Here is a 22,768-nt window from a genome sequence, read left to right as displayed (position 1 = left end):
AGACTTTGAACACGTTCTTAGCCAGGCGGCATCAACTGCTTCAACCGCGCCAGCGCAGCATCGACCTGGCGGCCGCAGTCGGCGATCGACTCGATGATCTGGGCGCTGCTGCGCGTGTCACGCTCGACCCTTGCCTTCGGATTCACGGCCTTGAGGTCGAAAGTGGCGGCGTCGATCGCGTCGGCAGCGGCTTGGGCGTCGCGCACCGCCTTGTCCAACGCAAGCAATTGCTCGCGCACGGCAAGCAGCTCCTGATCGGCGGCCTGCGCTTTCTTCAAGTCGGCCAAGCGCTCTTTCAATGCAACGGATTGCGCCTTGAGCCGTTCGACCTCGGCCAGATGCGGTGCCATGTCGGTACGCGCCTGGGCACGCCTGGCGGCGAAGTCCACCGTCCACGAAAAATCGCTCTCGCCCTCGGGTGTCCCACGGCAGGCGAGCAGACGCGCAAAGGTCGGGAAAGGCCGACCCTCGTTTTCCGGCTGCTGCGGCCAGTCGCCCACCAGCGTCGCAGGTAGTGCGGCATCGCCGAGCACGCGGAATTGCGCATCCCAGCCGAAATGCGCCAGCGTCGTCGGTGACTTCTTGCCCACCTTGACATGGGACAGGTCGTAGTACCAAATGCGCTCGGTTCTGCGCCCCTTGGTGAAAAACAGCAGATTGGTCTTGACACCCGCGCCAGCCGTCGAGAAGACACCGCCCGGCAGGCTCACGATGCACCACAGCTCGCATTCGTCGAGCAGCTTGCGCTTGGTTTCGACGAAAGCTGACTCGTTGGTGCGAAACAGCAGCCCCTCATCGAGCACGACCGCGCAACGCCCGCCCGGCTGGCCGTCCAGCGCTGGCTTGAGCTCTTTCAGAATATGCTGCATGAACAGCACCTGGGTCGAGCTGGTCTCGAAGCTGTAGTTCTTCTGCGCTTCCCTACCCTCCTTGCCACCAAACGGCGGGTTGCTCAGGATCACGTCGAAGGTAGCCGGCGCCTGGTCGAACAGCGCGTCGTAGGTCGCAGCACCCGACAGCGTGTTGCCGTGCCACAGATTGGGCTGGTCGATGCCGTGCAGCACCAGGTTGGCCAGCGCGATTGGGAACACCAGGTTCTCCTTCTCGCGGCCGAAGAAGGTTTTGTGTTTGAGCTGCTCCAGATCGGTCGCCGATACGCCATCGCCCTGACCACGCTGCAGGTAGTCATAGGCCTGCGCCAAGAAGCCGCCGGTGCCACAACAGGGGTCGTAGACCGTTTCACCCGGCTGAGGGTCGAGCGTGCGCACCATCGCGCGCACCACCTCGCGCGGGGTGAAGAACTGGCCACCGTCGGAATTCTTCTCGCCCATCTTGAGCAGCAGGTCCTCATAGACCTGCGACAGCGTGAAGAAATGCTGGTTATCGATGTGGTCGATGCTGATCTCGTGCACCCGGTCGAGGATGTCGCACAGGTTCGCCTCCGAGTCGACGCGCACGCGCTCGACAGCGGTCATGATGCGACCGATCACGCGCTGCTTGGGGCTGGCCTCCCAATTCGGGCGCCCATCCGGCATGAAGTCCAGGCTGTGCAGATGCGGCAGCAGTTCCTTGTTGATGAAGCCGAACAGGTCACCAATCCGGGTCATGAGGTGCTCGCGCTTCCAGCCAACGGCATAGCCCTCGGGTGTCTTGGCCTGCCCCGTCGGGTCAGACGGTGCGGCCCAGTCCTGCCAGCGATAGGGTGCGCGTAGCGCAGGACTGAACGGCTGGCCCACGGCTTCCGCCTCGGCTGCCCCCCTGGCATCCTGTGCGTCGAGGATGCGCAGGAACAGGATCCAGGTCAGCTCCGGCACATACTGCAGCGCGCTCGAGCAGTTGGACCGGCGCATGATGTCGCAGATCGACTTGACGAAACTCGACAGCGACTGCGTGGAAGCGATGGTCTTGGGGGATTTGGTCTTGCCGCTGCCGTCGGCGCTTTTCTTGGGTCGGGACATGATCAAGGCTTTTTCTGTTCCAGTTTCTTCTTGGCGGATTCGAGCTGCTGGATACTGTTCTCGGGCTTAGGCAGGTCCTCGGGCATCGTGCCGCCAAGCTCACGTATCGTCTGGCGGACCTTGCTGCCGACCTCGTAGTGCGTCTTGTTGGCCTGAGCCTTGCCTTGCACTTCGTCACGACGCAGCTTTTCCTCGGTTTGCGTGGCGCGGAACAGGTTGGCTGCCAGCTCAGTGCTGCCCATGTGGTCCAGGATCTTCTGGCTTTTCTTCAAGCCCTTGCTAGCGTGAATGTCCTTGGCGCCCATGCCGCCGTACAGGCCCTTGTAGCCGTGATCCTGGAAGATGGCATAGTCCAGCTGGGACTCGACACCGGCATCTTTCGCCGCAGCGGCCAGATACTTGTTGTGCGCTGCCAGCTCGTTGCGTATGGCCAACCGTTTCTCGTCCTCGCTGAGCTGCGCAAACTTGGCGTCGTCGGCGATCTCCTGCCTCCGGGTCTGGATCGCAAAGTAGGTCTGGCCGTTGGCGATCACCGGCTTGCTCGGGTCGCCGTTCTGGACGATCAGGTAGCAGGCGTAGCGGGACAAACGCACACCAGGCAGCTCACGCTTGGCACCCGAACCGATCTCGACCATTTCGAGGACATCCTCGAAATGGTCCTCTGCGGAATGACCACTATTTCCACATGCCTCACGAGCGCGGGCAAGAACAGGCAAGAAATGCCGGTATTCCGAGTAATCCAGCACCTTGGCCAGCTGGCGAGCCAGCCAGTACTCGTGGCCATCCTCGTCGACATGGCGGATGCCCTCGCAGGTAGCATGGTGTTGGTTGGCGATGGATTTTTCAGGCATGGACTGCCTCCTCTTCACTATCAAAAACCTGCGCCAGCAGGCGCTGCGGCAGCAGATCGATCTCGCGCAAGCGCGCCTCGACGGCCCGCTTCATGGGTCGCAATTCTGCCAGTGCACGGCTGGCGGTCTGCTGGGCTGCGTAGGGCGGCAGTGTGATCTGACCTTCAGCCAAACGGTTGAACAGCATGCGTTCGCGCACCGCGCCACGCGCCAGCGAGGCAATGCAGCGCTCGCCTTCGGGGGACCTCAGCCAGTAGTAGAACCAGCGTGAATCCACCACGCCCTCACGCCCGCGCAAGACCACGTAGTCGGGACTCGTGATGCCAACGGCATCACCCTCATCAACCATCGCGATCGAACCGATCAGGATGCGCATCGGGTTGTAGAACACGGTGCCCACCTGCACCGGCTTGTAGCGCTCGGGGTTCTTGCCAACCCCTTCCTTGGCCGGCGCCAGCCCGTCGCGGGTAGCGCCCAGCACGGGGAAGTCGGTCCAGCGCGCGCCGACGCCCTGCTTGACCTCGTCGAGCACATCGCCGAGGGCATGCGTTTCGCTGTCGAGGTGCGACAGGCTTTCACGGATGATGGCATTGGCCAGGCTGTTCAATTCGAGAATCTGCTGATCGGCAGCCTGGCGCGCATCCTCGACAGCGGTGAGCTGGAGCTTGAGGTCGGCGGCGATGCGGCGTTGTTCATCCAGCTCCAGCCATGGAATCGACAGTGCAAGAACCTGACGATCAGTCACCGCCGGATACAACGCCCCCTTGGTGAGATCAGTCAAGGACTCGACAAACCCACGCGATTGCACGAATGCAAACAGGTAGTCAGGAGCGAGTTCGGGACCAGCTCGCAAGACACAGAAGCCAGAACTGCAAACCTGTTGGTCATATTGCTCAGGCACCATGGCGACCGCATTCAGATTTGGTCTCGTCGTCGCGACCAGGACATCCTTCGTGGTGATCAGTTGCCGTGCCCGGACGGATGCGTTCTTTCCAGCCACCTTTTGCGGAGTCGAAATCCTCTTCTTGACGTTATCAACTGCCGAAATATCGACGTACCAGAATTCACGGTCGGGGTCGCGTCGCGGATCGATAGTTCTGACATCTGACCGGCAAAGCTCAGCGAGCGGACGAAACCTAAAACTCATATCTCAAACAACCTTATCTTCGCATCCTTCAACACATCCACCGGCCTGCCCAGGGAGCTCAGCGCGGTCACGCCACCGGCACGGCGGATCTCGGGCGTATGCCACAGCTCGCTCGACTCCAGCGCCTCGGTGCCGCCCAGCCCGAACTGCCGCCCCACGCCCTGCAGCACGATCGCCGCATTGGCGCCGACCGACGCGAACCAGGGCGCCTGTGCCTGCAGATAGGCATCGGCGCGCTCGCTGCGCTTGAGCGCCTTCTCGTGCCAACCGTAATGCGCGAACAGATCGAACTGATCGCAGTCGGTCAGGCCGACCAGCTCGCGCACGGTGTCGGGCGAATAATGCGCACCCAGCAGATGGTCGATCAGCTGGCGGCGTTTCTGCGTCTCGACCCACAGGCTGCGGAAATCATGCAGCGTGGCGGCCTCGCGCAGCACGCGTGCCACCATCTCCTGCCGGTATTCGTCGAGCGGCACCGGCACTTCGCGCCGCTCGCCGTTGACCAAGCGCTCCTGCAGGATGAACCGCCCTTGTTCCACTACGGTGCCAGACTGGCCGGTCTTCATTTCGGGCAGGGGTGGGGGATTATGGCCTTCTCCAGATCCCCCTCCGCCGCCTTCACCCCCGTCCTCGCCATCGTCGGGCTTCGTGCCTCTGGGCCTGGCGGGTGCCGTGATGAAGTCGGTGCCGAACAGGTCGGTCACGCCGGTGTAGTCGTAGAGCCAGAACTTGTACTTCTGCGTTGGCTCGTCGATGCGGGTGCCACGCCCAACCATCTGGTAAAAGGAGATGCTGGACTTGAGGTAGCGGAAGAACACCACGGCATTGAGTCGCTCGATATCTACGCCTGTCGCCAATAGGTCGACGGTGCAGGCGATGAAGCAGCGCTCGCCCGAGCCGCGCATGGGCTCGATCAGGTCGGAGCCACCTTCAGCGGTGCACTTGAAGGCGTCATGGTCCTTGGGCGTGACGCCTCGTTGCTGACACCAGGCCACGTACAGGCGCTGCATCTGCAGCGCGACGCGATCGGCGTGCAGGTCGCGGGCGCAGAAGATGATGACTTTCTGTTCAGGGCCGCCGCTGTCGCACAGGCGCTGGAACAGGTCGGCGCACATGGCTTCAATGCGCTCGGGCAGCAGGATCAGGTGGTCGAACTGCTCGGCGGCATAGCGGTCCTTGATCTCATCGGCGGCCAAGTACTTGCCTGTGCGCGCATCGACGGGCTTGGCGGCCAGCACTTCGGCGCGCGTGAAGGTCTTCCAGTCGATCGAGGGCTTGAGCTTGACGATCTCGCAGGCGGCCAGATAGCCGTCCTCCTGCGCCTGGATCAGCGTGTACTCGTAGACCGGATCGCCAAAGTACTTGAGATTGTTGGCCGTGATCCCGGCATCGTCGGCGCTCTGCTGCTTGGACTCGCGCAACTGGCGCGGCGTGGCAGTCAGGCCAACATGGATGGCGTTCGGGTTGCGCCTGAGGACTTCGGACCAGCGCCCGAAGGCCGAGCGATGACATTCGTCGATGACGATGATCGAGAAGGCGTTTTCTGGGTAATGCTGGGTCAGAAAACTCGCATAGTCCTGACCTTCGTCGTCCAGACCCAGAGTCTGGTAGGTGGCGATGTGAATCTTGGCGTTGCTGGCGGCATTCTGTCCGCGCTCGCTCTTGACGATGCGCACGCTGCCCTTGGGGAAGGCCCTGGACAGTTTCTCCCAGGCCTGTTCGCGCAACTCGTCGCGGTCGCATAGAAACAGCGCTGGCTTGGCGAGCTGGCCGGCTTCGTGCAGGCGCCACAACAGGTTGGCCGCGATCACCGTCTTGCCCGCCCCAGTGGCCAGCGAAAGCAGCACGCGCGCGGGATCGCCTTGCTGGCGACAGCGCAGCACCTTCTCGAACGCGGCCCGGATAGCTGCGTCCTGGTAGTAGCGCGGCTTGCTGAAAGCGGGCGAATCGGCCATGAACAGCATTGCAGCCTCGGGCACCTGGAGGTCGAAGCCGACATCGCTGGCGTAGCGTGTCGTCAGGGCTTCGTGACTGGGGAATTCGGGAAACGGCAAAAGCTGCGATGGCAGTTGCGTACCAAGGTCGAACTCACCGTAGCGATGGCCATTGGTCGCAAAGACATATCGCACCGCGAAGCGGGTGCATTCGGCGTAGCGCTTGCCCTGCTCCATGCCCTTCAGGGGGTCTTCGATCTCTGCCTTGGCCTCGATCACGCCCACAGGCAGCGGCTTCGGCATATCCCCCACCTGTACGCACAACAGGTAATCGGTGCGGCCGTTGCCGACGCGACGGCGGCCCTTGTTACCCGTGGGCTCGACTGGCGCAGGCGTTTCGAGCTTGACACGCCAGTGGCGATAGCCTTTTTCCCGCAGGACGGGGTCGATCAGTTCGTAGCGGGTTTCAGCTTCGTTGAGGGCCATATGCTTGTCCTATCTCCGTTCATGCAAGCAGCCCCCGACTGCCTGCATCAGCTCCGTGCCCGCGCCGTGGCGGCAATGCCGCTACAGTAAGCACTTATAGCCGGCCATACCGTTGGCTAAACGAAAATTTTCTCTACGATATCACGCTGCGACAGCCACTTGGCTCGCCCCACACCATGGCCCTGCCCGACCTGACCCTCTCCCTGCAATTCGCCCGTTTCGACGGCGTGGCCGAACACCGCGCCGCGCTGCCGCGCCAGAAAGTCATGCGCTGGCTGCGCCACGCGCTGGCCGATGACGGCGAAATCACCGTGCGCATCGTCGATGCCGAGGAAGGCCAGAGCCTGAATCGCGACTATCGGCAAAAGGACTACGCGACCAATGTGCTGACCTTCGACTACGCGCAGGAGCCGGTGGTGCAGGCCGATCTGGTGCTGTGCGCGCCGGTGGTCGCACGCGAAGCGGCCGAGCAGGGCAAGACGCTGCAGCAGCATTACGCCCACCTGCTGGTGCACGGCGCGCTGCACGCCCAGGGCTGGGACCACGAGACCAGCGAACAGGATGCCGAGGAGATGGAAGCCTACGAGATCGAGATCCTGGCCGGCCTGGGCTTCCCGAACCCCTACGCCGAGTGACACTGGCTCGCGAGAGCCAGGCAGTCAAGCGGGTTATCAGTGAGTCATCGCCAGGCAGCCGCCGGGGCGAGGGCTGCGCCGGGCGACGATTTCTGCTCGCAGCATGAGGAGCCCGGCGCGGCCCTCGCCCCGGCAGCGAGCGCCAAGCCGAGCCATGTCGCTTACAGCAGCCGCACCTTCACGCTGCGGCCCTTGATGCGCCCGGCCGCCAGCTTGGCCTCGGCCTGCTTGGCAATCGCGCGATCGACCGCGACATAGGTCGAGAACTCGTTGATGTTGATCTTGCCGATCTGCTCGCGGGTGTAGCCCAGCTCGCCAGTCAGCGCACCGAGCACATCGCCAGCGCGGATCTTCTCCTTGCGGCCACCCAGGATCTGCAGCGTCGCCATCGGCGGCTTGAGCGGACCACCCGCAGCCTGGGTCAGGCTGTCGAGCGGCTGCCAGACCACCTCGCGGCCCTGCAGCTGCTCGATCTTGCCGACCGAACCCATCTCGTCAAGGCTGGCCAAGGTAAGCGCCAGGCCCTCGGCCTCGCCACGGCCGGTGCGGCCGATCCGGTGCACATGGATCTCGGCGTCGGGCGTGCAGTCGACGTTGATCACCGCGTCGAGCTGGGCGATATCGAGCCCGCGCGCCGCGACATCGGTCGCCACCAGCACCGAGCAGCTGCGGTTGGCGAACTGCACCAGCACCTGGTCGCGCTCGCGCTGATCCAGCTCGCCGTAGAGCGCCAGCGCCGCGAAGCCCTGGCCCTGCAGCAGCGCGACCAGGTCGCGGCATTGCTGCTTGGTGTTGCAGAAGGCCAGCGTCGACTCGGGCCGGAAATGGTTCAGCAGCCGTGCCACCGTCGCCAGCCGCTCGTTGCTCTTGACCTCGTAGAAATGCTGGCGGATCTTGTCGGCCGCATGCTGGGCCTGCACCTTGACGCTTTGCGGCGTGCGCATGAACTGCGCAGCCAGCCGGTCGATGCCTTCCGGATAGGTGGCCGAGAACAGCAGCGTCTGGCGATCGGTCGGGCAGAGCTTGGCGACCTGGGCGATGTCGTCGAAAAAGCCCATGTCGAGCATGCGGTCGGCCTCGTCGAGCACCAGCGTGCGCACGGCGGCCAGACTCAGGTGGCCGCGCTCCAGATGGTCCAGGATGCGGCCCGGCGTGCCGACCACGACATGGGCGCCATGCTCCAGGCTCAGGGTCTGGCCGCGCAGCGCGACGCCGCCGCACAGGGTCACGACCTTGATGTTGCCATGCGCGCGCGCCAAGCGGCGGATCTCGAGCGTGACCTGGTCAGCCAGTTCGCGCGTCGGGCACAGCACCAGCGCCTGCACCTGCCACTGCGCCGGGTCGAGCTTCTCGACCAGCGGGACGCCGAAGGCGACGGTCTTGCCGCTGCCGGTGCTGGCCTGGGCGATCAAGTCGCGTCCGGCCAAGGCCAGCGGCAGGCTGGCGGCCTGGATCGGCGTCATCGCGCTGTAGCCGAGCTGGCCCAGGTTGTCCAGGGTGGAAGCGGACAGCGACAGCTGACCGAAGGCGGCGCCAGCGGCCGCGTTTTTCAAGGATTCATTCATCGCGCGATTATCGGCGCGAGCGTCGATTGGCGACAGGGCCGGGGTGGCGCCGGGTGACGATTTCTGCTTGCAGCATGAGGAGCCCGGCGTCACCCCGGCCCTGGAGCGCACTCGATAACTTTTCAGCAATGCTCGCGGATATGGCGCATCGAGTGCAGGTAGTGATAGGCGATCTGCTGGTCGGTATAGCGGTAGCGCTCGCCGACCGGACAGGCGTTGCGCGCCAGGCAACGGTCCAGGCAGGACGAGCCGGGCTGCTTGCGCCAGTCCAGGCAAGCCTGCAGCCGCCAGCCGCCGGTTTGTTCACTCGCCAGCGCGCCAGCCGGACAGGCGCTGATGCAAGGCTTGTCCACGCAACCGGCGCAAGGCGATCCAGCCTCGCGCCGGGGCGTGACAGGCAGCGCGGTGTCAAGCAGCAAGACCGCGCGGTAGGCAAACCAGCTGCCCCAGTCGGCATCGACACCGACCCAGAACGGCGAGGCATGGTGCCAGCCTGCCAGCGCGCCCAGCCGCTGCAACCCGACCGGTGCCGGCCCCGGAAAGACCTGCTGCCATTCATGAGCCGGCAAGGCATCCGCCATCCAGGCCGCGACACGCTCGGTCACGAACTGGTCCACCGGATGCGCGCCATGCATCCCGCGCCGCTGCAGCGCGGCCCAGAAATCGCGCCCCAGGTGAGCGATCAGGATCAGCTGACGAAAGCGCGCACGCCCTGCCCCGTCCAGGCCCAGCGTCGCCAGCAGCTCGGGCGGCAGATCGGCCAGGTCGAACACCGCCTGCAGGTTCAGGCCGTATTGATCCAGACCGGAGAACAGCGCCGCGCCGGCAGTCGACAGCGATAACTGTCCCTGACCGGGGCCAGATTCAGGGCCGTGACTCGACTCGGGCATCGGCTCAGGCACTCATCTGCATCGGGATCGTCACCGGACCGTCGTTGACCAGTTGCACCTGCATGTCGGCCGCGAAGCGCCCGGTCTGCACCACTGGGTGGGCAGCGCGTGCCTGCGCGACGAAATGGTCGTAGAGCCGGCGGCCCTCGTCGGGCGCTGCTGCCTGGCCGAAGCTGGGCCGGTTGCCGCCCGAGGTATCGGCCGCCAGCGTGAACTGGCTCACCAGCAGCAGGCCGCCGTCGATATCCTGCAGGCTGCGGTTCATCTTGCCGGCCTCGTCGGCAAAGATGCGCAGCTTGAGCATCTTCGCCAGCAGCTTGTCGGCCACCGCCTCGGTGTCGCCGCGCTCGGCGCACAGCAGCACCAGCAGGCCCTGACCGATTTCGCCGATGACTTCGCCCTCGACCGTGACCCGGGCTTCGCTGACGCGCTGCAGGACCGCCTTCATGCCAGCGCCACGCGCGCGAACTTGCGCTTGCCGACCTGGACCACGAAGGTACCGGCCTCGAGCTTGAGGCCCTTGTCGCTGACGACCGAGCCGTCAACGCGCACGCCGCCGCCGTCGATCAGGCGATTGGCCTCGCTGGTCGACGGCGCCAGTCCGGCCGACTTCAGCAGCGCACCAATGCCCAGCGGCGCGCCCGACAGCGCCACCTCGGGGATCTCGTCCGGCACGCCGCCCTTGCTGCGGTTGATGAAGTCCTGCTCGGCCGCGTCGGCCGCCGCCGCGCTGTGGAAGCGCGCCGTGATCTCCTTGGCCAGCGCGACCTTGGCTTCCTTGGGGTTGGCGCCCTGGGCGATCGCGGCCTTGAGCGCGGCGATCTCGGCCTCGCTGCGGAACGACAGCAGGGTGTACCACTTCCACATCAGCACATCGGAGATCGACAGCACCTTGGCGAACATGGAGTTGGCCGGCTCGGTGATGCCGATGTAGTTGTTCTTCGACTTCGACATCTTGTCGACGCCGTCCAGGCCTTCGAGCAACGGCATGGTCAGGATGCACTGCGGCTCCTGGCCGTACTCGGCCTGCAGGTGGCGGCCCATCAGCAGGTTGAACTTCTGGTCGGTGCCGCCGAGCTCGAGATCGGATTTCAGCGCAACCGAGTCGTAGCCCTGCATCAGCGGATAGAGGAACTCATGCACCGAGATCGGCGTGCCGGCCTTGAAGCGGTCGTGGAAGTCGTTGCGCTCCATCATGCGCGCGACCGTGTACTTGGCCGAGAGCTGGATCATGCCCATCGAGCCCAGCGGCAGGCACCATTCGCTGTTGTAGCGGATCTCGGTCTTCTCGGGGTCGAGCACCAGGCTGGCCTGCTTGTAGTAGGTCTCGGCGTTGAGCTTGATCTGCTCGGGCGTCAACGGCGGACGGGTGCTGTTGCGGCCCGACGGGTCGCCGATCAGGCTCGTGAAGTCGCCGATCAGGAAGATCACCTGATGCCCGAGGTCCTGCAACTGGCGCATCTTGTTGAGCACTACGGTATGGCCGATGTGGATGTCGGGCGCAGTCGGGTCCAGGCCGAGCTTGATGCGCAGCGGCTGGCCGCTGGCCTCGCTCTTGACCAGCTTCTTGATCCAGTCCGCCTCGGGAATCAGCTCCTCGCAGCCGCGACGGGTCACGGCCAGCGCGTGCTGGACGCGATCGGACAGCACAGGCGTGGCCTTGCCAGTTATCAAATCTGCGTCTTTCCCGGACTCAACTTGTTCATTCATAAGGTTTTTTCCAGTTGCGGCTTTCTGTGGCCTGGGTAAAATAGACAGATGTCTCAAACCGGGATTTTAGTTGGCGCGCCTCTTGCCTTTGGGCTGGTGCTGCTCGTCCCGGTCTGCGCCGCGTTACTGGCGGCCCCTTTTCCCCTTATCGCAGCGGCCGCATTCAGCCCGCTGCCACCGGATCTACTTCTTGATGAAACAACGTTTCGAACTGCTGGTGCAAGCCATGCAGCGCCACCCGCGCCGAATGATGGCCGGACTGGGCGCCCTGCTGCTGGGCACCGGCGTCACCGCGGTCGCGGTGGCCCCACTGGCACCCGATGCCGCCGACCTGCCGGTCCAGCAGGTGGTCGAGTCGGTCACGCCCGCGCTGACCGCCCCGCTGGCGCAAGCCAAGCCGCCGGCCCGCTTCGAGCTGTTCCACAGCGACCTCACAAGGCGCAACGACTCGGTCCAGAGCCTGCTCAAGCGACTCGGCGTCAGCGACAGCGAGGCCGTGAGCTTCCTCGGGCGCGACCCGGTCACACGCCGGCTGCTGCTCGACGGCCCGGCCGGCAAGCTGGCCTCGACCCGCACCAGCGACAAGGGCCAGCTGCTCGAACTCCGGGTGCTCTGGTCAGACAAGAACAGCAAGGAATTCAACCGGCTGCGGATCGAACGCGGCGCGCAGGGCCTGCAGTCCAAGCTGGAGATCGGCCCGCTGCAACGCAAGGTGCGCCTGGCTGGCGCCACCATCCGCAGCAGCCTGTTCGAAGCCACCGATGCCGCCAAGCTGCCCGACAGCGTGGCGGAACAGCTGGCCGACGTATTCGCCAGCGAAATCGACTTCCGACGTGACCTCGCACCCGGCGACCGCTTCCAGGTCGCCTACGAGACCTTCGAGGCCGAGGGCGAAGTGCTGAGCTTCGGCCAGCTGCTGGGCGCCGAATTCGTCAACCGCGGCCAGAAGCACCAGGTGGTCTGGTTCCAGGAAGCCGGCAGCAAGGGCGCCTTCCACAACCCGAACGGCCAGAGCCTCAAGCGCGCCTTCCTGGCCTCGCCGCTCGCGTTCTCGCGCGTCAGCAGCCGCTACGGCATGCGCTTCCATCCGATCTCGGGTCGCGAAAAGCCCCATCTGGGCGTGGACTTCGCCGCCCCCACCGGCACCCCGGTGCGCTCGGTCGGCGATGGCAAGGTCACCTATGCCGGCTGGAAAAGCGGCTACGGCAACTTCGTGGTCGTGCAGCACAGCGACCAGAAATCGACCGCCTACGCCCACCTGAGCCGCATCAACGTGCGCCAGGGCCAGTCGGTCGAACAGGGTACGCTGATCGGCGCCGTCGGCAGCACCGGCGCCTCGACCGGGCCACACCTGCACTTCGAATACCTGGTCCGCAACCAGCACCAGGACCCGCTGACGCTGGCGCGCGACGGGGGCAGCGCCACGGTCACCGCCAGCGCCAAGGCCGAGTTCAAGCGCCAGGCCCAGGCCATCCGCCAGCAGCTCGACGCAGCCGCCACGGTGGTGCAAGCCAGCGCCGAGTAAGCCTTGCCCAGCCCCGCTGCCAGCCCGGCGCTCTGCATCGGCCTGATGTCCGGCACCTCGCTCGACGGGGTGGATGGCGTGCTGGTCGACTTCGCGGCCCAGCCGCCGCGCGTGCTGGCCAGCCATGGCCTGCCCTTGCCGCCCGGGCTGCGCGACGAACTGCTGGCACTCAATGCCAGTGGCCCGGATGAACTGCACCGCGCGGCGGTCGCGGCGCACCAGCTGACGCAGGTCTATGCCGAGGTCGTGCAGGCGCTGCTGGCCGCCAGCGGCACCCCAGCCAGCGCAGTCCAGGCGATCGGCGCCCACGGCCAGACCGTGCGCCACCACCCGCCCGGCGCCTGGCTGCGCGGACGCCGGGTCGATGCGCAAGACCCCGAATTTCCGCCCTACACCCTGCAGCTCAACCAGCCTGCGCTGCTGGCCGAGCTGAGCGGCATCGCCGTGGTCGCCGACTTCCGCAGCCGCGACATCGCCGCCGGCGGCCAGGGCGCACCGCTGGTGCCGGCCTTTCATCGCGAGGTGTTCGGCCAGCCCGGATCGTCGGTAGCGGTCGTCAACATCGGCGGCATCGCCAATGTCACGGCCTTGACGAGCGACGGCCGCGTGCTGGGCCTGGACACCGGTCCTGGCAACATGCTGCTCGACCTCTGGTGCGCGCGCCATACCGGGGCGAGCTACGACCGTGGCGGCGCCTGGGGCGCGACTGGCCGGGCCGACCAGGCGCTGCTGGCCAAGCTGCTGGCCGAGCCCTATTTCGCGCTGCAGGGCATCAAGAGCACCGGACGCGACCTGTTCCACGCCACCTGGCTGCAGCGGCAGCTGCAGGGCTTCGAGGCCCTGGCAGCGACCGATGTGCAGGCCACGCTGGTCGAGCTGACCGCGTGCAGCATTGCGCAGGCGCTGCGCGAGCTGCCCTGGGGTGATGCAGGTCTATCCGAACTGCTGGTCTGCGGCGGCGGTGCCTGCAACGACGCGCTGATGGCCGTGCTGCGCCGCGAGCTGGCGCCCTGCCCGGTGTTGACGACGGCCGAGCGCGGCTGGCCGGTCGACCTGGTCGAAGCCGCGGCCTTTGCCTGGCTGGCCTGGCAGACCCTGCAAGGGCTGCCGGGCAACCTGAGCGCGGTCACCGGAGCCGCCGGCCCGCGCATCCTGGGCGCCATCCACCCGGCCTGAGGCGAGCCGCCAAGGCAAAAGCCCGCGGGCGACCAGGCCGGCGGGCTTTTGCAAGGGAGGCGCTCGCGCGCGTCAAGTCAGCAAGCCGGGCCCAGCCCGGCAGGCTTCAGACGCTGAAGCTGGAGCCGCAACCGCAGGTGGTGCTGGCGTTCGGGTTCTTGATCACGAACTGGGCGCCTTGCAGGTCTTCCTTGTAGTCGATCTCGGCGCCGACCAGGTACTGGTAGCTCATGGCATCGATCAGCAGCGAGACGCCGTTCTTGCTCATCACCGTGTCGTCCTCGTTGACGATCTCGTCGAAGGTGAAGCCGTACTGGAAGCCCGAGCAGCCGCCGCCCTGGACAAAGACGCGCAGCTTGAGGTCGGGGTTGCCCTCTTCGGCGATCAGGTCGGCCACCTTGATTGCGGCGCTGTCGGTGAAGACCAGCGGGGCGGGCATTTCGGTATCAACGGCAACGGCTTGTTCGCTCATGGTGTGCAACCCTAGAAATCAGAAGAATGATGAATACTATAGCAAAAAACTCGGGAATAGCAGCTGGCAAGCCTGGTGATACCGGGCCAACAACAGGGTCTTTACCGGACGGGCCATCCCCATAAAAAAAACCGCCCCCCAGCACAGGGCTGGCAGGCGGCTTTCTTGCAGCAGGGCTGGCGAATTAACGCTTGCTGAACTGCTTGGCGCGGCGTGCGGAACGCAGACCGACCTTCTTACGCTCGACTTCACGGGCGTCGCGGGTCACGAAACCAGCGGCGCTCAGTGCGGGCTTGAGAGCCGCATCGTAGTCGATCAGGGCGCGGGTGATGCCGTGACGCACAGCGCCTGCCTGGCCGGATTCACCACCGCCGTGCACGTTGACTTGCACGTCGAAGAATTCCAGGTTTTCAGTCAGGGCCAGCGGCTGCTTGGCGATCATGATCGAGGTTTGGCGACCGAAGAAAGCTTCGATGTCCTTGCCGTTGACCGTGATCTTGCCAGAGCCTTTTTTCATAAACACGCGGGCGACGCTGGATTTGCGACGGCCGGTGCCATTGTTCCAATCACCAATCATGGCAGCTCCTTAGATGTCCAACACTTTGGGTTGCTGGGCAGTGTGCGGGTGCTCTGCACCACCGTACACCTTGAGCTTCTTGATCATGGCGTAGCCGAGCGGGCCCTTGGGCAGCATGCCCTTGACGGCCTTCTCCAGCACGCGGCCGGGATGCTTGGCTTGCAGATCACGGAAGTTGGTGCCGTAGATGCCGCCCGGGAAACCCGAGTGACGGTAGTACACCTTGTTCAGGGCCTTGGTGCCCGTGACTTTCAGCTTGGCAGCGTTGACGACAACGATGAAGTCGCCGGTGTCAACGTGAGGGGTATAAATGGCTTTGTGCTTGCCGCGCAGACGGAGTGCCACTTCGCTGGCGACACGTCCGAGCACCTTATCGGTGGCGTCAACCACAAACCACTCGTGCACAACCTCAGCGGGCTTGGCGCTGACAGTAGTCTTTTGCATAAGTTTCTCTTTGAAAGAGTGAGGTTTGGCGGGCTCTTTTCCACGGTCGGTGCTTCTCTGAAGGAAGCCTCTTAGGTGGGGATGAACTTCGCCGCGGAGCCCATGGAATCGCTGCGAAGCTCTCCATTATAGGATGAGGGCTTAACTATGGCAAGGACGACTGTTCATTACGCCGAACATACAATCGCCACACCACCCGAGCGTGGCGCAAGCATCCGCGTGGGCGCGGGATTGCCGCCCGCCTTATCGAAAGACAATTGCTATGCGTATTGAACTGAAGCTGGCCGTTCTGGCCGCCACCGTGACCCTGGCAGCTTGCGGCAAGAAGGAAGAGACCGCAGCACCCGCCGCTGCTCCCGCCGCCGATCAACTGGTCGTGAAGATCGGCCATGTCGGCGCGACCAGCGGCCCGGTCGCCCACCTCGGCAAGGACAACGAAAACGGCGCCCGGCTGGCGATCGAGGAACTCAACGCCGCCGGCATCAAGATCGGCGACAAGACCGCGAAGTTCGAGCTGCTGGCCGAAGACGATGCCGCCGACCCCAAGCAGGGCGCCGCCGCTGCGCAGAAGCTGGTTGACGCCAAGGTCAACGGCGTGGTCGGTCACCTGACCTCGGGCACCACCCTGCCGGCGTCGCAGATCTACAACGCTGCCGGCATCCCGCAGATCACGCCCTCGTCGACCAACCCCAAGATCACCCGCCAGGGCTACGCCAGCACCTTCCGTCTGGTGGCGGACGACACCCAGCAGGGCGGTGCCCTGGGCCGTTACGCAGTGGAAACGCTCAATGCCAAGACCGTGGCCGTGATCGACGACCGCACCGCCTACGGCCAGGGCCTGGCTGACGAGTTCGAGAAAGCCGCTGCCGCAGCCGGCGCCCAGGTGCTGGCCCATGAGTTCACCAACGACAAGGCGACCGACTTCAAGGCCATCCTGACCACGATCAAGGCCAAGAAGCCCGACGTGATCTTCTTCGGCGGCATGGACTCCGCCGGCGGCCCGATGCTGCGCCAGATGAAGCAGCTCGGCATCCCGGCCAAGCTGGTGGGCGGCGACGGCCTGTGCACCGGCGAGATGATCAAGCTCTCGGCCGAAGCGCTGGGCGACGATCGGGTCTACTGTGTCGAGGCCGGTGGTGTCGACGGCGCGGAAGTCAGCGGCAACGAGAAGTTCCGTGCTGACTTCAAGGCCAAGTACCAGGCCGACGTGCAGGCCTATTCGCCCTACGCCTACGACGGCGTCAAGCTGCTGGCCCAGGCCATGCAGACCGCCGGCTCGGCCGAGCCCGCGCAGTACCTGCCGGCGCTGAAGGCGATCCAGTACCAGGGCGCTTCCGGCAAGGTCGAGTTCGACGAGAAGGGCGACCGCAAGAACGCCGCCCTGACCCTCTACACCTTCAGGAACGGTGCCCGCGCCCAGCTGGCAGTGATCCGCTGAGCGGCTGATCCAGCCTGCTGCTGATCCGAGAACGGCCTGCGAGGGCCGTTTTTCATTTCAGACTGAGGCCCCCTTGCGTTACCATCCGCCCCATGTTCAGTTACCGCCACGCCTTCCACGCGGGCAACCACGCCGATGTGCTCAAGCACATGACGCTGGTCGCCATCCTGCAATACATGGGTCAGAAAGACACCGGCTTCACCGTGGTCGATACCCACGCTGGCGCGGGCGTCTATCGCCTGGACCAGGACCACGCGCGCAAGTCGGCCGAGTCCGATGCCGGCATCTTCCGCCTGCTGGCCGCCGTCGAGGCCGCCAAGGCCGGTAGCCAACCGGTACCCGATCTGGTGAAGCACTACCTGCAGCAGGTGCGCGGCTTCAACAACGGCAGCAGCAAGGATATGCGGGTCTACCCCGGTTCACCCTGGCTCAGCCAGGCGCTGCTGCGGCCACAGGACAAGCTCAAGCTGTTCGAGGTCCATCCGACCGACTCGCGCCTGCTCGACAACCAGGTGGCCGAGCTCGGTCGCGGCAAGCAGATCGAGGTGCTGCGCCGCAACGGCTTCGAGGGTCTCAAGTCGCTGCTGCCGACGCCGACCCGGCGCGGCCTGGTGCTGATCGACCCGAGCTACGAGCTCAAGACCGACTACGCCGCCGTGATCGACTGCCTGGAAGAGGCGCTGCAGCGCTTCCCGATCGGCACCTACGCGGTCTGGTATCCGGTGATCGGCCGCCCCGAGGCGCATTCGCTGGCCCGCAAGCTCAAGGCCATGAGCCAGCGCCTGCAGCGCAGCTGGGTCCAGGCCGAGCTCAACGTGGGCCTGACGCCGACCGAAGGCACCAGCGCCCAGGTGGCCCAGGGTCGCGCCCATACCGCGATGCGCGCCAGCGGCATGCATGTGATCAACCCGCCCTTCACACTAGCGGCCCAGCTGCGCGAGGCGCTGCCCTTCGTGACCGAGGCGCTGAAGGACCCGATCGGCTCCGGCTGGACGGTCGAGAGCGGCAACTACTGAACTACTGCAGCCCGGACGCCCGGGCCGGCTCTCCGAGAGCCGGCTTGGCCGGCGTCTGCTGCACGATCTGGACTTCGGAAATGCCGTGGCCCTTGATCCCCAGCGCGGCCGCTGCCGCGTGGCTCAGGTCGATGATGCGGTTCTTCAGGTGCGGGCCGCGGTCGACGATGCGGACCGCCACCTCGCGTCCGGTCTGCAGGCTGCGCACGATGACACGGGTGCCGAACGGCAACGTCTTGTGCGCGGCGGTCAGCTCGTTCATGTCGTAGCGCTCGCCGCTGGCGGTCTTGCGCCCATGCAGCATGTTGGCCAGGTAGGAGGCCGTGCCCTGCTCGAGCACCAGCGGCTCGGACTTGGCACCGACCAACCAGTCAGCCCCCACATGCAGCGAGTCCTGCACCACTCCCTTGGCCTGGCGCAACAGCGCGGCTGGCGCCAGCGAATGAGGTGAGGCCGTGGGCGCAGCCGGTGCCGCGAGCGCCGGCACCGGGGTAGCCGATGCCGGTGCCGCCGGAACCGGTTCTGCCGCATGCAGCGGCAGCAGGCCCAGCCCCAGCAAGCAGGCCGCCGCCTGCAAGCGCCAGCCCGCTTTCAGCGCCAGGGGGCGCAGCGGCGGGACCGCCAGCGGCAAGAAGAAATGTGACAGTCTGCGCAAAGGCAACCTCCAGGTGTCGAGAACACCGGGTGGAATTTAACCCAGATCCAGTCGGCGCAGGATTTCCAGTACCGGCGCGCTCTGGTTCATGGTGTAGAAATGCAGGCCTGGCACGCCGGCATTGCGCAGCTGGTCGCACAGATCGGTCACGACATCGAGGCCGAAGGCCTTGATCGATTCGACATCATCGCCATAACCCTGCAGGCGCAGCCGGATCCAGCGCGGGATCTCGGCGCCGCAGCTGTCGGCAAAGCGCAGCAGGCCGGCGGAATTGGTGATCGGCATGATGCCCGGCACCACCGGCACCTCGGCGCCCAGCTTGTACGCGTCGTCGACGAAGCGGAAGTAGGCATCGGTATTGAAGAAGAACTGCGTGATCGCCGAACTGGCGCCCGCCTTGACCTTGGCAGCGTAAGCCTGCAGATCGGCCTGCGCCGACTTGGCCTGCGGATGAGTCTCGGGGTAGGCCGCCACCTCGAGGTGGAAATGGTCACCGGTTTCGGCGCGGATGAAGGCCACCAGGTCGGCGGCGTAACGGAATTCGCCCATGCCGCCGTAGCCGCTCGGCAAGTCGCCACGCAAGGCCACCAGGCGACGCAGTCCCATCGACTTGAACAAGGCCAGCTTGTCGCGTACCGACTCGCGCGAGGCACCGACACAGGTGAAGTGCGAGGCACCCTGCTGGCCCTCGTCCAGGATCGCCTGTACCGTCTGCAGCGTGCCGTCCTGCGTGGAGCCTCCGGCGCCATAGGTCACCGAACAGAACTCGGGCTTGGCGCTGTAGAGCTGCTGGCGCACCGCGTGCAGCTTGGCTGCGCCCTCGGGCGTCTTGGGCGGAAAGAATTCAAAACTCAGGGGCAGGCCCATACAAAAAACTCCCGGTTGCCGTCACCGCCGGTGATCGGACTTTCAAAGTAATCGAGCACCCGCCAGCCCAGCGTGGCGCAGGCCTGGCGCATGCGCGCCTCGACCAGGGCGTAGCTGGCCGGATCGCGCACCAGGCCGCCCTTGCCGATCTGCTCAGGCTGGAGTTCGAACTGCGGCTTGACCAGCATCAGCAGGTGGCCCTGCGGCGCCAGCAAGGGCTGCAGGGCCGGCCAGACCAGGGTCTGCGAGATGAAGGACAGGTCGCCCACGATCAGGTCGAAGGGCGGCGCTGCCGGCTCGCCGCCGGCCGCGAGCAGCGCCTGGGCGCTGAGCTCGCGCGCATTGAGCTTCTCGACGCAAAGCACGCGCGGGTCGGCACGCAGACGGGCGTTGAGCTGGCCGTGGCCGACATCGACCCCGACCACCTGTGCCGCGCCCTGCTGCAGCAGGCAGTCGGTGAAGCCACCGGTGCTCTGGCCGACATCGAGGCAGCGCAGGCCCGCGACCGGCTGACCGGTGCGCTGGAGCGCGCCTTCGAGCTTGAGCCCGCCGCGCGAGACATAGCGCGACTCGGCCGCGTCAGCCAGTTGCAGCTCGGCCGCCTCGGAAATCTCGTCGCCATTCTTGGCCACGCTCTTCCAGGCACCGGCACCGACGCGCCAGCGCAGGCCGGCCGCGATCAGGCGCTGGGCCTGCGAGCGCGAAGCCGCGAGGCCGCGCTCGACGAGCAACTGGTCGGCGCGCACCGTCTTAGTAGCGGTAGGTGTCGGGCTTGTACGGGCCCTGCTTGGGCACGCCGATGTAGGCGGCCTGTTCGTCGCTGAGCTCGGTCAGCATGGCACCGACCTTCTTCAGGTGCAGGCGGGCCACCTTCTCGTCCAGGTGCTTGGGCAGCACGTAGACCTTGCCGACATCGTAGCCTTCGGCATGGCAGAACAGCTCGATCTGGGCGATGGTCTGGTTGGCGAAGGACGAGCTCATCACGAAGCTCGGGTGGCCGGTGCCGCAGCCGAGGTTGACCAAGCGGCCCTTGGCCAGCAGGATGATGCGCTTGCCGTCCGGGAAGATCACATGATCGACCTGGGGCTTGATCTCGTCCCACTGGCAATGCTCTTCAAGCCGGGCGACCTGGATCTCGTTGTCGAAGTGGCCGATGTTGCAGACGATGGCCTGGTCCTTCATGGCCGCCATGTGCTCGAAGGTGATGACGTCGCGGTTGCCGGTGGTGGTCACGAAGATGTCGGCCTTGTCGGCAGCCCATTCCATGGTCACGACTTTGTAGCCTTCCATCGCGGCCTGCAGCGCGTTGATCGGGTCGATCTCGGTCACCCAGACCTGGGCGCTCAGTGCGCGCAGCGCCTGGGCCGAGCCCTTGCCCACGTCGCCATAACCGGCGACCACGGCCACCTTGCCGGCGATCATCACGTCGGTCGCGCGCTTGATGCCGTCGACCAGCGACTCGCGGCAGCCGTACAGGTTGTCGAACTTGGACTTGGTCACCGAGTCGTTGACGTTGATGGCGCGGAACATCAGCGTGCCCTTGACCGACATTTCCTTCAGGCGATGCACGCCAGTGGTGGTCTCTTCGGTCACGCCGATGATCTGGGCGCTCTTGCGGCTGTACCAGGTCGCGTCCTCAGCCAGCTTGGCCTTGATGGCGGCAAACAGGATGCGCTCTTCCTCGCTGCCCGGGTTGGCCAGCACGGAGGCGTCCTTTTCGGCCTGCTTGCCCAGGTGCATCAGCAGCGTGGCGTCGCCGCCGTCGTCGAGGATCATGTTCGGGCCTTCGCCCTCGGTGCCGGCGGCGCCGAAGTCGAAGATGCGGTGCGTGTAATCCCAGTAGTCGACCAGGGTCTCGCCCTTGATCGCGAACACCGGGGTGCCGGCAGCGGCGATCGCGGCAGCGGCATGGTCCTGGGTCGAGAAGATGTTGCACGAGGCCCAGCGCACCTGGGCGCCGAGCGCCTGCAGCGTCTCGATCAGCACGGCGGTCTGGATCGTCATGTGCAGCGAGCCGGTGATGCGCGCGCCCTTGAGCGGCTGACTCGCGGCGAATTCCTCGCGGATCGCCATCAGGCCGGGCATCTCGGTTTCGGCGATGCGGATTTCCTTGCGGCCCCAGTCGGCCAGGCCGATATCGGCGATCACGCAATCAACGTGGACGGGGTTCTTGAGCGGTGCGTTCATGTCTGAGCTTTCCAACAGTTTGAGTCGACCACCGGACGGATCGCGCTGGAGGAAAACCCTGCACTCACGCCACGCCGGTGGGTGAGCGCCGTTGTTTGTGCCCGCCCCACCACGAGGGGGGAAGGGGAAATCCGAGCCTCGCCCAGGCTTTGCGCCTGGGCTGCAACGCTCCTCGGAATGTCTGAATTATAAAGAACACGGGCAGTTCCTATAATTCCCCTTCAAACAACCCGGTCCACCATCTTGAGCACGTCGTCCTCCAACCCCCCGCACGCCTTGACCCTGGTCGCAGCCGAGATGCGTACCGTCGACCAGGTGATCCAGCAACGCCTGAACAGCGACGTGCCCCTGGTCGGCCAGGTGGCGCAATACATCATCAGCGCCGGCGGCAAGCGGGTGCGCCCCGCCCTGCTGCTGCTGACCTGCGGCGCCCTCGGTTGCGAGCACCCCGAGCGCCACAACATGGCGGCGGTGGTCGAGTTCATCCACACCGCCACGCTGCTGCATGACGACGTGGTCGACGAGTCCACGCTGCGGCGCGGGCGCGACACTGCCAACGAGGTGTTCGGCAATGCGGCCAGCGTGCTGGTCGGCGACTTCCTCTACACCCGAGCCTTCCAGATGATGGTGGCGCCGGGCGACCTGCGCATCCTCGAGATCCTGGCCGAGGCGACCAACGTGATCGCCGAGGGCGAGGTGCATCAGCTCATGAACATGCATGACGCCTCGCTCGACGAGCAGGCCTATCTGCGCGTGATCCGGGCCAAGACCGCCAAGCTGTTCGAGGCCAGCAGCCGGCTGGCAGCGATCCTGGCCGGCGCCGACGCCCAGACCGAGGCGCATTGCGCCGACTACGGCCAGGCGCTGGGCGCGGCGTTCCAGATCATCGACGACGTGCTCGACTACGAGGGCGACACCGCCGAGCTCGGCAAGAACCTGGGCGACGACCTGCGCGAAGGCAAGGTCACGCTGCCCGTGATCTGCACGCTGCAGCGCTGCAGCGCCGACGAGGCCGCGCTGATCCGCGAAGCCATCGAGCAAGGCAATACCGAGCGGCTGGACGAGATCAGCGCGATCGTGCGCCGCTGCGGCGGACTCGACGATGCGCGCCGCGCAGCCCAGGTCGAGGCCCAGCGGGCGGTCGATGCCGCCCACGCCCTGCCCGCCAACCTGTGGTCCCAGGCCATGGCCGAGTTCGCGGCCTCGCTGCTCGAACGCCGCGCCTGAGCCTGCAA

21 protein-coding genes and 1 riboswitch are annotated in these 22,768 nt (G+C 65.6%); of the genes, 6 read left to right on the top strand and 15 right to left on the bottom strand.

The features are described 5' to 3' along the window. Positions 1-17: 17 nt before the first annotated feature. Genes C6P61_RS02225 through C6P61_RS02210 form a run of 4 tightly spaced genes read right to left on the bottom strand, consistent with a single transcriptional unit; the run spans position 18 to position 6,376 of the window. The gene (locus C6P61_RS02225) at positions 18-1,958 is read right to left on the bottom strand and encodes a class I SAM-dependent DNA methyltransferase (protein WP_105728288.1); all 1,941 of its coding nucleotides are present in this window, start codon (positions 1,956-1,958) and stop codon (positions 18-20) included. Positions 1,959-1,960: 2 nt separating this feature from the next. Continuing rightward, positions 1,961-2,809 carry a DNA damage-inducible protein D gene (gene dinD, locus C6P61_RS02220; protein ID WP_105728287.1) on the bottom strand — a complete coding sequence of 283 codons (849 nt, stop codon included), beginning with the start codon at positions 2,807-2,809 and terminating at the stop codon, positions 1,961-1,963. After that, positions 2,802-3,956 carry a restriction endonuclease subunit S domain-containing protein gene (locus C6P61_RS02215; protein ID WP_146114950.1) on the bottom strand — a complete coding sequence of 385 codons (1,155 nt, stop codon included), beginning with the start codon at positions 3,954-3,956 and terminating at the stop codon, positions 2,802-2,804. Before C6P61_RS02215 ends, dinD begins: the two co-directional genes overlap by 8 nt. After that, complete coding sequence (locus tag C6P61_RS02210) at positions 3,953-6,376, bottom strand: DEAD/DEAH box helicase family protein (protein ID WP_105728285.1); 2,424 nt, start codon at positions 6,374-6,376, stop codon at positions 3,953-3,955. The genes C6P61_RS02215 and C6P61_RS02210 overlap by 4 nt, the downstream gene beginning before the upstream one ends. Before the next feature lie 176 nt (positions 6,377-6,552). Here C6P61_RS02210 and ybeY point away from each other — a divergent pair, with 176 nt between their 5' ends. Then, positions 6,553-7,011, top strand: a complete 459-nt coding sequence (ybeY, locus tag C6P61_RS02205) for an rRNA maturation RNase YbeY (RefSeq protein WP_105728284.1) — start codon at positions 6,553-6,555, stop codon at positions 7,009-7,011. 161 nt (positions 7,012-7,172) lie between these two features. Here ybeY and dbpA read toward each other — a convergent pair whose 3' ends face one another. The 4 genes from dbpA to tyrS all read right to left on the bottom strand — a co-directional run bounded on the left by dbpA (position 7,173) and on the right by tyrS (position 11,176). Next, positions 7,173-8,576 (bottom strand): ATP-dependent RNA helicase DbpA, encoded by a 1,404-nt coding sequence (gene dbpA, locus C6P61_RS02200; protein ID WP_105728283.1) that lies wholly within the window; start codon positions 8,574-8,576, stop codon positions 7,173-7,175. A 122-nt stretch (positions 8,577-8,698) separates the two neighbouring features. Next, positions 8,699-9,466: a hypothetical protein gene (locus C6P61_RS02195; RefSeq protein ID WP_244908734.1), complete on the bottom strand. Its 768-nt coding sequence runs from the start codon at positions 9,464-9,466 to the stop codon at positions 8,699-8,701. A 4-nt stretch (positions 9,467-9,470) separates the two neighbouring features. Continuing rightward, the gene (gene dtd, locus C6P61_RS02190; protein WP_105728282.1) at positions 9,471-9,914 is read right to left on the bottom strand and encodes a D-aminoacyl-tRNA deacylase; all 444 of its coding nucleotides are present in this window, start codon (positions 9,912-9,914) and stop codon (positions 9,471-9,473) included. After that, positions 9,911-11,176, bottom strand: a complete 1,266-nt coding sequence (gene tyrS / locus C6P61_RS02185; RefSeq protein WP_105728281.1) for a tyrosine--tRNA ligase — start codon at positions 11,174-11,176, stop codon at positions 9,911-9,913. Before tyrS ends, dtd begins: the two co-directional genes overlap by 4 nt. Positions 11,177-11,369: 193 nt before the next feature. Between tyrS and C6P61_RS02180 the strand changes: the two genes are divergently transcribed. Both C6P61_RS02180 and C6P61_RS02175 read left to right on the top strand, forming a co-directional pair. Next, positions 11,370-12,701, top strand: coding sequence for a M23 family metallopeptidase (locus C6P61_RS02180; protein WP_105728280.1), 1,332 nt, complete (start codon positions 11,370-11,372; stop codon positions 12,699-12,701). A 3-nt stretch (positions 12,702-12,704) separates the two neighbouring features. Next, positions 12,705-13,877: an anhydro-N-acetylmuramic acid kinase gene (locus C6P61_RS02175; protein WP_280524102.1), complete on the top strand. Its 1,173-nt coding sequence runs from the start codon at positions 12,705-12,707 to the stop codon at positions 13,875-13,877. Positions 13,878-13,983: 106 nt separating this feature from the next. On the opposite strand, the gene erpA is transcribed toward C6P61_RS02175, so the two are convergent. The 3 genes from erpA to rplM form a co-directional block, all read right to left on the bottom strand. Continuing rightward, positions 13,984-14,349: an iron-sulfur cluster insertion protein ErpA gene (gene erpA, locus C6P61_RS02170; protein ID WP_105728279.1), complete on the bottom strand. Its 366-nt coding sequence runs from the start codon at positions 14,347-14,349 to the stop codon at positions 13,984-13,986. Between the two features lie 184 nt (positions 14,350-14,533). Further along, entirely contained in the window at positions 14,534-14,926 is a 393-nt protein-coding gene (rpsI, locus tag C6P61_RS02165) for a 30S ribosomal protein S9 (RefSeq protein ID WP_105728278.1), read from the bottom strand. Positions 14,927-14,935: 9 nt separating this feature from the next. After that, positions 14,936-15,370: a 50S ribosomal protein L13 gene (gene rplM, locus C6P61_RS02160; protein WP_105728277.1), complete on the bottom strand. Its 435-nt coding sequence runs from the start codon at positions 15,368-15,370 to the stop codon at positions 14,936-14,938. A 262-nt stretch (positions 15,371-15,632) separates the two neighbouring features. Between rplM and C6P61_RS02155 the strand changes: the two genes are divergently transcribed. Beyond that, the gene (locus tag C6P61_RS02155) at positions 15,633-16,808 is read left to right on the top strand and encodes a branched-chain amino acid ABC transporter substrate-binding protein (RefSeq protein WP_105728276.1); all 1,176 of its coding nucleotides are present in this window, start codon (positions 15,633-15,635) and stop codon (positions 16,806-16,808) included. Positions 16,809-16,900: 92 nt separating this feature from the next. After that, positions 16,901-17,824 carry a 23S rRNA (adenine(2030)-N(6))-methyltransferase RlmJ gene (locus C6P61_RS02150; protein WP_105728275.1) on the top strand — a complete coding sequence of 308 codons (924 nt, stop codon included), beginning with the start codon at positions 16,901-16,903 and terminating at the stop codon, positions 17,822-17,824. A 1-nt stretch (position 17,825) separates the two neighbouring features. Here the strand turns inward: C6P61_RS02150 and C6P61_RS18110 are convergent, their stop codons facing one another. The 4 genes from C6P61_RS18110 to ahcY are packed head-to-tail and all read right to left on the bottom strand — an operon-like array spanning position 17,826 to position 21,533. Continuing rightward, positions 17,826-18,479: a septal ring lytic transglycosylase RlpA family protein gene (locus C6P61_RS18110; protein ID WP_244908732.1), complete on the bottom strand. Its 654-nt coding sequence runs from the start codon at positions 18,477-18,479 to the stop codon at positions 17,826-17,828. A gap of 36 nt (positions 18,480-18,515) precedes the next feature. Next, positions 18,516-19,346 (bottom strand): methylenetetrahydrofolate reductase [NAD(P)H], encoded by an 831-nt coding sequence (metF, locus tag C6P61_RS02140; RefSeq protein WP_105728274.1) that lies wholly within the window; start codon positions 19,344-19,346, stop codon positions 18,516-18,518. Beyond that, the gene (locus tag C6P61_RS02135; protein ID WP_105728273.1) at positions 19,331-20,092 is read right to left on the bottom strand and encodes a TlyA family RNA methyltransferase; all 762 of its coding nucleotides are present in this window, start codon (positions 20,090-20,092) and stop codon (positions 19,331-19,333) included. The genes metF and C6P61_RS02135 overlap by 16 nt, the downstream gene beginning before the upstream one ends. A 4-nt stretch (positions 20,093-20,096) precedes the next feature. After that, complete coding sequence (gene ahcY, locus C6P61_RS02130) at positions 20,097-21,533, bottom strand: adenosylhomocysteinase (RefSeq protein WP_105728272.1); 1,437 nt, start codon at positions 21,531-21,533, stop codon at positions 20,097-20,099. 76 nt (positions 21,534-21,609) lie between these two features. Next, positions 21,610-21,713: riboswitch (S-adenosyl-L-homocysteine riboswitch) on the bottom strand. A 63-nt stretch (positions 21,714-21,776) separates the two neighbouring features. Between ahcY and C6P61_RS02125 the strand changes: the two genes are divergently transcribed. Continuing rightward, the gene (locus C6P61_RS02125; protein WP_333710018.1) at positions 21,777-22,760 is read left to right on the top strand and encodes a polyprenyl synthetase family protein; all 984 of its coding nucleotides are present in this window, start codon (positions 21,777-21,779) and stop codon (positions 22,758-22,760) included. Positions 22,761-22,768 lie beyond the last annotated feature (8 nt).

Origin of the sequence: Malikia spinosa (assembly GCF_002980625.1) — a bacterium.
Taxonomy (GTDB): Bacteria; Pseudomonadota; Gammaproteobacteria; order Burkholderiales; family Burkholderiaceae_C; genus Malikia; species Malikia spinosa.
The sequence above is the reverse complement of the archived record's forward strand: the minus strand, read 5'-3'. Positions and strand labels throughout refer to the sequence as shown.